An 8,552-nucleotide genomic window follows, 5' to 3' on the forward strand; every position below is an offset into this window, starting at 1 on the left:
CTTCGAAACCATCGAGCCGTTCCCGGGCACGCTGGTTTCGAAGGCGACGATGACGCCCTTGAAGGCGGTCGTCTCGCTCTTGCCGGAGCCTTCCCAAAGCTTCGCCTCGTAAAGCTCGAAGGGAAAATCCTCGTAGCGTCCCGAGATCGTGTCGTCGAAACTTTGCCTATTGAAAGCGCCGACCGTTTCGCGCGGCATCCTGTCGAAGGAATTCGGCCGCACGCCGTGCTGGTAGCGGACATCGCGCACGAAGCCGAAGATCATCGGCAGCAGTGTATCGCGGAAGGATTGCTGCAGCCGGGTCGCCGGCCTCAGCGCCTGGAAATAGAGCAGCACCGCAACGATGAAGCCGCCAAGGTAGAGAAAGACGTGCGGCGTCGAGAGCCACTGTTCGTTGGGGTCGGCGGCGCTGTTGAACAGCCAGGCGGTGAGCACGACGAAAACAATCACCAGGCCGACAAACAGCGGCACCCGCCAGCGCACCTGTTTCTGGGCCGACGCCCGCTTCGCTTCATAGGCCTCGATGTTGTGCCTGATGCCGGCGATCACCGCTTCGCTCGGCATGAAATCCGCTGCTTCCATGGCCACCCCCGGCCGCCGCTAAGACATCGCTCATGATAGCGGCTTTTGCGCGAAAGTCGCCAGCGGTCGGCGGTTAGCCCGGCTGATCTGGAAAGACAGCCTTCAGCCGAGCCGCGACCCGGCGTTTCATCGCCCCGTCCAGCGCTTCCACCGGCACCAGCCGCTCATGGCCGCCGGCGCCGAGCCGCATGAAGAAATGCAATCGGTAAGCGGCGATCATGCCGCGCGTGGCGGCATCGGCGCTGAAGTCGACGGCGAGGATCGAGCCGATGCGGCCCGGCCATGGTTGTTTGACGAAGGCCGTGCCGAGGAAATCGCCGAGGCCGTAGGCGACGATGCTGTCGCCGAACCGATCGACCGGCTGAACGACATGGGCGTGGTGCCCGGCGACCAGCCGGACGCCATGGCCCGCCAGCCGCCGCGCCAGCACCCGGGTCGGCTGTCTCGGAAAATGCCGGAATTCCCAGTCCCAATGCGGCACGGCGCAAAGCAGGTCGACATCGGCGATCGCCTCGCGCGGCCATTCCGCCGGATCGCTCGCCATGGAAACCCGTGCTCGAAATTCGGGCTCGTCAGCATTGCGCCAAAGCGTGAAGGCGGCGAAGCCGATCGTCAGCAACCCGGCGGCATGGCGCTGGACCGGCCCGCCAGCACTGGTGCCGATTGTGCGTATGCCGAGCCGCTTCAGCGCCGCGACCGTCTCCTCGAAGCCGGCAGTGCCTTGGTCGAGGACATGATTGTTGGCGAGCGACAGCACCAACCTGTCGCGTGCGATGCCGACGGCTGTCAGCGCGTCCGCCAGGAAGCGTTCGGTCATCGCGTGATGGGTGCCGAGCCGCGTGCCCATCACCGCGCTCGGCCGCTCGACGATCGGGCTTTCGCAATTGCCTATCACGAGATCGGCGGAGGCAAGCAGCGCCGCGATCGCAGGATCGCACTCCGGCGCCGTGCGGTTGGCGACCGCCGAAAGGTCGCCGATGAAGGCAAGCCGCACCGTCCGCGCCGGTGGCGGATCCATCAGGCTCGCCGCCGGCGCAGCGAAACCGTTCGTGTCACCGCCAAGCGACGGCTTCAGGAAGCGCGGCAGCCACGACAATTTGTAGGAGAGCGGATAGTTCGACACGCCATGCCCAATCGTTTGCCACGTGTGTAGACCGTTCCGCGAACGGGTTGAAGCCGGCCTCATTGAGTGGCGGGTCGGTTGACGCCGGATGCAAGTCCAGTCCGGCCAGGCAGGCGCCATGGGCCAAAAAAGTGTATGTTCGCTGCAACGTCGGTGGGAGGATGACGATGACGCGCATAGTCTGTCTTATGGCGGCCGCCTTGTGCCTTTGCCTGCCGATCTCGTCAGTCGCCGCGGAAATGCCGGGCGCAGCAAAGATGCTGTTCGAGGCGAAAAACGTTTCGGAGCGGAACAGTTCGTTGTCGACCCTGGAGGCATCCGCATCGGGCGACCCGGCAGCGGCCTACGCAGCCGGCGCCGGCGAATTCTTCACCGCGCTGGAGATTCTGGCCAGTGGCCTCCACCGCCACGGTTTCGAGAGTCCGCAATCCTTCATGCTGCCCCTGATGCGGCTGCCGGTGCCGGACAACCCCAACCCGCAGCCGCTGACCTATGAAGAATTCCGCGCCATCCTGGTCGCCTTCCGCGACCAGCTGGAGAAATCCGCCACCACGCTGGGCTCCGTGCCGGCCGGTGCCGATATCGGCATGGTGGTCGACCTCACCCGTGCCGGCATCGATCTCAATGAGGACGGCAACATCGCGCCGGACGAGAGTATCGCCGCGATCATGGCCTCGCTCTCGCGCGGCAGTGTCGACGCGAGCGCTGCCGCGCCCTCGCTCGCCTTCCGCTTCGACCGCGCCGACGGCTATTGGCTGCAAGGTTACGCCGAGTTCCTGATGGCCCAGGCCGATTTCTGGCTGGCGCATGATTTCAGGACCATGTTCGACGGTTCCTTCCACATGCTGTTCCCGCGCGCGAAACTGCCGCTGCAGGACACGCTGGTGCCGCCGGACGGCGGTATGAGCGGCAACATCTTTTCTTCTGAATGGCGCTTCGCCGACTTCATTTCGCTGGTGCATCTCGTCAACTGGCCGGTGGTCGAGCCGGAGCGCCGCCAGGCGGCGCGCAGGCATCTGCTGGAGATGATCCGGCTTTCGCGCGAAGACTGGAAAGCGATCCTCGCCGAAACCGACAACGACCGCGAATGGCTGCCGGGGCCACAGCAGAAGGGCGTCAACCCACTCACCGGCCTCGAAGTCGGCGAGGAGCAGGTGACGGCTTGGCTCGCCACTTTGACCATGGCCGAGGATCTTCTGGAAGGCCGCGTGCTGCTGCCGCATTTCCGCATCGCCGGCAAGGGCATCAACATGAAGCGTTTCTTCGACGAGCCGAAACCCTTCGACCTCGTCCTGTCGATCACCGGTCCAGCCATCGCGCCCTATGTCGAGAGCGGAAAAATCCTGACCAGCGACGATTTCGACCAGATCCAGCGCGAGTTCGGCGGTGCCGGATTCTTGATTTTCGCGCTGTGGTTCAATTGAGGCGAAGCGGCGGGCGCGACATGCCTCCTGACAGCCTTCTGTCAGCAGCGTCCGCAGGGCGCACCCGCCCTTTCACTCCGCTCTTTCCATTTTGGCCGAGTCCTCCCATATTCGGGCCATGGCCAAACGCACCGACAAGAAAACGCCCTCGCCGGCGCAAGATGGCGCGCCGAAACGGCGCAGCCCACTGACCGAATTCCTCGACGCCGCCGAGCCGTTGAAGCCCGGTGGTTTTGCCGAAGCGCCGCAGAGCGAATTCTCCGGCGCGCCGCTGACCGGCTCGATCTCCGATTGGGCTGGACAGATCGAGCGCGAGGCGGAGAAGCAGCCGAAGGCAAAAGCGCCGAAGAAGATCCCCGAACGCTCGTCCGCGCCCGGCCGCACGGCGCGCGGCACCTCGATGGGCGGTGCAGCCTCGGCGAAGGAACGCGCGGCCGCCGGCCTCAACCCGGTGGCCGGCCTCGACATCAGCCTGGAGGACGCCGAGTCGGTCTCGTCGAGTGGTGTGACCGCCACTGTCGCAGCGTTGTCGGCGCTGATCGAATCCGGCAATCCGCTGCACAAGGACGGCCAGCTTTGGACGCCCCACCGCCCGGCCCGGCCGGAAAAGTCGGAAGGCGGCATCGCCATCAAGATGGTCTCGGATTTCGAGCCGGCCGGCGACCAGCCGACCGCCATCAAGGACCTCGTCGAAGGCGTCGACCAGAGCGACCGCACCCAGGTGCTGCTCGGCGTCACTGGCTCGGGCAAAACCTTCACCATGGCCAAGGTGATCGAGGAGACGCAGCGCCCCGCCCTGATTCTCGCGCCCAACAAGACGCTGGCCGCGCAGCTCTACGCCGAGTTCAAGAAATTCTTCCCGGAAAACGCGGTCGAGTATTTCGTCTCCTACTACGACTACTACCAGCCGGAGGCCTACGTCCCGCGCACCGACACCTATATCGAGAAGGAATCCTCGATCAACGAGCAGATCGACCGCATGCGCCACTCGGCGACGCGCTCGCTGCTGGAGCGCGACGACGTTATCATCGTCGCCTCGGTGTCCTGCATCTACGGTATCGGCTCGGTCGAAACCTATACGGCGATGACCTTCCAGATGCAGGTCGGCGACCGGCTCGACCAGCGCGCTCTGCTCGCCGATCTCGTCGCCCAGCAATACAAGCGCCAGGACGTCAACTTCGTGCGCGGCTCGTTCCGCGTGCGCGGCGACACGATCGAGATCTTTCCCGCCCACCTGGAAGACCGCGCCTGGCGCATCTCGATGTTCGGCGACGAGATCGAGGCCATCACCGAGTTCGACCCGCTGACCGGCCAGAAGACCGGCGAATTGAAGAGCGTCAAGATCTACGCCAATTCGCACTATGTGACGCCGCGCCCGACCTTGAATCAGGCCATCAAGTCGATCAAGGAAGAATTGCAGCACCGCCTGCAAGAGCTTGAAAAGGCTGGCCGTTTGCTGGAAGCGCAACGGCTCGAGCAGCGCACGCGCTTCGATCTCGAGATGCTGGAAGCGACCGGCTCCTGCGCCGGCATCGAGAACTATTCGCGCTATCTCACCGGACGTCAGCCGGGCGAGCCGCCACCGACTTTGTTCGAATATGTGCCGGACAATGCGCTGATCTTCATCGACGAAAGCCACGTCACCGTGCCGCAGATCGGAGGCATGTATCGCGGCGACTTCCGCCGCAAGGCGACGCTGGCTGAGTATGGCTTCCGCCTGCCCTCCTGCATGGACAACCGGCCGCTGCGCTTCGAGGAATGGGACGCCATGCGCCCGCTGTCGGTCGCCGTCTCGGCGACGCCGGGCGGCTGGGAGTTGGAGCAGTCCGGCGGCGTCTTCGCCGAGCAAGTTATCCGCCCGACCGGCCTGATCGACCCGCCGGTCGAGGTACGCCCGGCCAAGAGCCAGGTCGACGACGTCGTCGGCGAGATCCGCGAGACCACCAGGCTGGGCTATCGCACGCTGGTCACGGTGCTCACCAAGCGCATGGCCGAGGACCTTACCGAATACCTGCATGAGAACGGCATCCGTGTCCGCTACATGCACTCCGACATCGACACGCTGGAGCGCATCGAGATCCTGCGCGACCTGCGCCTCGGCGCCTTCGACGTGCTGGTCGGCATCAACCTGCTGCGCGAAGGCCTCGACATTCCCGAATGCGGCTTCGTCGCCATCCTCGACGCCGACAAGGAAGGTTTCCTGCGTTCGGAAACCTCGCTGATCCAGACCATCGGCCGCGCCGCCCGCAACGTCGACGGCAAGGTCATTCTCTACGCCGACCAGATCACCGGCTCGATGGAACGGGCGATGGCGGAGACCAACCGCCGCCGCGAGAAGCAGATGGAGTGGAACGCGGCCAACGGCATCACGCCGGAATCGGTCAAGTCGCGCATCGCCGACATCCTGGACTCGGTCTACGAGAAGGATCACGTGCGCGCCGACATCTCGCAGTTCACCGACGATGCCGGGGCCATGATCGGCAACAATCTGAAAACCCATCTCGAGGCGCTCGACAGGCAGATGCGCGACGCCGCCGCCAATCTCGACTTCGAGAAGGCCGCCCGTGTCCGCGACGAGATCAAGCGGCTGCGCGAGATGGAGCTTGCGATCTCCGACGACCCGCTGGCGCGCGAGGTGGAAAGCCAAAGTCCCGCCTCTGGCCGCGAGAAGGGCAGGCACAACAAGGGCGTGGCCAGGCACCGTACGGCCGAGGAACAGGAGCGCTTCCGCAGGCTCGACGAAGCACGCGCCGCCGAGGAAGCGGCCAGGGCGGCCCGCCCCAACATGTTCCGCAAGCCGCATCTCGACAAGATGGGCGCAGACGGCGCCGAGCCGGTGAAGAAGCCGCTCTTCGCCAAGCCGTCGATCGACGATATGGGTCCGGGCACCGACATGCCGACGCCGGCCGGCGCCGTCTCGCGCTCGCTGTTCAAGAGACAGTCGGCGCAGGAAGCGCATGGCTCCGATTTCGGCATTCCCGGCGACCGCACCAAGCCTCTGTTCCGAAAGAACTCGCTCGACGAGATGACCGTGCGCCGCACGGAGAAACCCGTCGAAGGAAAAGTGCCGGCCAAGCCACGGCCGGTCTCGCCGGAGGCGAATGCCGGCAGAACCGAAGCGCGCGACGACAAGCCCATCGTGCGCCAACGCTCAGGCATCGGTTCTTACGAGGATCCGGCTGACGAGCGCCGTCAGAAACGGCGGCCGAGCAAGACGGGGCGCCCAGGGCAGTAACGACATCGCTACGCCACTAGGCGGGAAGGAAGCTGGCCCATCAGCCTCCGCTTGCCATGCGCACGCGCAAACGCTAGGCGACGGTTCCGCCTTCGCTCTTCAATCCCGCCCCCGCCGACCATGAAACCCAGAGACATCGCGTCCTATGTCTTCCTGGCCCTAACCTGGGGGCTGTCCTTTCTTGTCCTGTTGAAAACGGTTCAGGCCTTCGGCTGGATCGGCGCGGTGACGTTGCGTGCCTTGATCGCCGGCGGCGCGCTGTTCCTGCTGGCGATGGCCACGCGCCGGCGGCTCGACTTCAGCGCCGGCTGGCGCCACTTCGCGGCGGTCGGTGCCACCACGGTCGCCGCCCAGCTGATCGGGCTTTCCTTCGCCACGCCGCGTATCGGCACCGCAATGGCCGCCATCCTCGTCGCCGCCATCCCGCTCTTTTCAATGATCCTCGGCCAGCTATGGGGCCTGGAGCGCATCACGCTGCGCGGACTGTCGGGGCTGGTGGTCGGTGCAGCCGGCATCGGGCTTCTGGTCGGCTTCCCGGCAGTCCCGGTGACGCCGTCTTTCCTCATCGGTTGCGCCGCTTCGCTGTTCAGCTCGTTTTCGGCGGCCTTCGGCAGCAACTATGGGAGCCGCCACCTCCGCTCGGCCGGGCACCAGCGCGGCTTTCCTTTTCGGCGGGCTGATGACGTTGCCCTTGTTGTTCTTCGTACCGGTGCCGGCAATGCCGCGCGCCGTCGATCTCCTCTATCTCGCCATCCTGAGCTGCGTGATGAGCGCGCTGACCTATGTCGTCTATTTCCGTCTCGTCGCGAGCATCGGCGCCACCAGGACGATCAGCGTCGAATTCGCGGTGACGGTGGTCGCGGTCCTGGTCGGCACGATGCTGCTCAAGGAGCCGCTCTCGCTCGTCCAGGGTTTTGGCGCGGTCGCGATCATTGCCGGCTGCATGCTCGTTCTCGACCCTTTTCCGAGACGGGCCAAATCGCTGCCCCAGGCTGCGCCCTTGCCATCGGCCACGCCTTTGGTGTAACCCCTGCCCATACTCGAACGTCTGGAAAGGAGGGCTGCGTGTCTATCGATCACCACCGTCAGCGCGGCCCTGTCTGTGCCCTGCGAGCTTGCTTGCAGGGCTGACCAGGACGGTCCGGGAATTTTCCCCGCTTCGATTTTTTGGTCTGCCCTTCGTGGTGCCGCTGAGTTTGGCCTGATGGCCTGCCGGCGCACCGTCAAAGTGCATTGAGCCGCGCTCCGGCAAGACCAGAGAAATCGATATGGCCCTGATCAGCCTCAAATCCCTCGGCGTCACCATGAGTGCGCCGCTCTTTTCCAATCTCGATCTCACCATCGGCGCCGGCGATCGGCTCGGCATCGTCGCCGCCAACGGCCGCGGCAAATCCACGCTTCTCAAATGCCTGGCCGGTGAGTTGGACGCCACGACCGGCGACATTACCCGATCGCGCGGCCTGCGCGTCGGCCATGTCGAGCAATCCGTCCCCGAGGCGCTGCTCGACCGTGGCTTCCATCAAGTGGTCGCCGATGTCTTGCCGCCCGAACAGCGCGACAGCGAACACTGGCGCGTTGACGTGGTGCTGGATTCGCTCGACGTGCCCGAGGATATGCGCGGCCGGCCGATGCGCGCCTTGAGCGGCGGCTGGCAGCGGCTGGCGCTGATCGCCCGCGTCTGGGTTACCGATCCGGACGTGCTCCTGCTTGACGAGCCGACCAACCACCTCGACCTTGTCAAGATCGGCCTGCTGGAAACCTGGCTCAACGCGCTGCCGCGCGAGGTGCCGGCGATCATCGCCAGCCACGATCGCGCCTTCCTCGATGCCACCACCAACCGCACCCTGTTCCTGCGCCCGGAAGAATCGCCGGTATTCGCGCTGCCCTATTCGCGCGCCAGGCAAGCGCTCGACAAGGCCGACGCCTCGACGGCGCGCCGGTTCGAGCGCGACATGAAGGTCGCCCAGCAGTTACGCAAGCAGGCCGCCAAGCTCAACAATATCGGCATCAATTCGGGCAGCGATCTGCTCACGGTGAAAACCAGGCAGCTCAAGCAACGAGCCGAGAAGCTGGAGGATGCAGCCGTGGCCGCACATCGCGGGCGTTCGGCCGGCGCCATCCGGCTGGCAAACCGCGGCACCCACGCCAAGGTACTGATCACGCTGGACGACGCTGCCGTGGAAACGCC

General features: G+C 65.2%; 4 protein-coding genes and 2 pseudogenes. 4 read left to right on the forward strand and 2 right to left on the reverse strand.

What is annotated here, in order from left to right:
• Both EOA29_RS16705 and EOA29_RS16710 read right to left on the reverse strand, forming a co-directional pair.
• A pseudogene (locus EOA29_RS16705) lies at positions 1 to 582 on the reverse strand (hypothetical protein); the annotation flags it as partial.
• Between the two features lie 73 nt (positions 583 to 655).
• Entirely contained in the window at positions 656 to 1,705 is a 1,050-nt protein-coding gene (locus EOA29_RS16710; RefSeq protein ID WP_126092408.1) for a CapA family protein, read from the reverse strand.
• A 167-nt stretch (positions 1,706 to 1,872) separates the two neighbouring features.
• Between EOA29_RS16710 and EOA29_RS16715 the strand changes: the two genes are divergently transcribed.
• From EOA29_RS16715 to EOA29_RS16730, 4 genes and pseudogenes are all read left to right on the forward strand, one after another.
• Entirely contained in the window at positions 1,873 to 3,129 is a 1,257-nt protein-coding gene (locus EOA29_RS16715) for a hypothetical protein (protein ID WP_126092407.1), read from the forward strand.
• A gap of 118 nt (positions 3,130 to 3,247) precedes the next feature.
• Complete coding sequence (gene uvrB, locus EOA29_RS16720; protein WP_126092406.1) at positions 3,248 to 6,364, forward strand: excinuclease ABC subunit UvrB; 3,117 nt, start codon at positions 3,248 to 3,250, stop codon at positions 6,362 to 6,364.
• 120 nt (positions 6,365 to 6,484) lie between these two features.
• A pseudogene (locus EOA29_RS16725) lies at positions 6,485 to 7,391 on the forward strand (DMT family transporter).
• 241 nt (positions 7,392 to 7,632) lie between these two features.
• Positions 7,633 to 8,552 (forward strand): ATP-binding cassette domain-containing protein (locus EOA29_RS16730; protein WP_145969689.1); only part of this gene is annotated, 920 nt, incomplete at its 3' end.

The sequence above is a fragment of the Mesorhizobium sp. M1E.F.Ca.ET.063.01.1.1 genome (assembly GCF_003998155.1).
Lineage (GTDB): Bacteria > Pseudomonadota > Alphaproteobacteria > Rhizobiales > Rhizobiaceae > Mesorhizobium.

Excerpts from the sequence above, each read along its gene's own strand:
- EOA29_RS16715 (WP_126092407.1), top strand. The coding sequence starts at position 1,873 with ATGACGCGCATAGTCTGTCTTATGGCGGCCGCCTTGTGCCTTTGCCTG.
- uvrB (WP_126092406.1), top strand. The coding sequence starts at position 3,248 with ATGGCCAAACGCACCGACAAGAAAACGCCCTCGCCGGCGCAAGATGGC.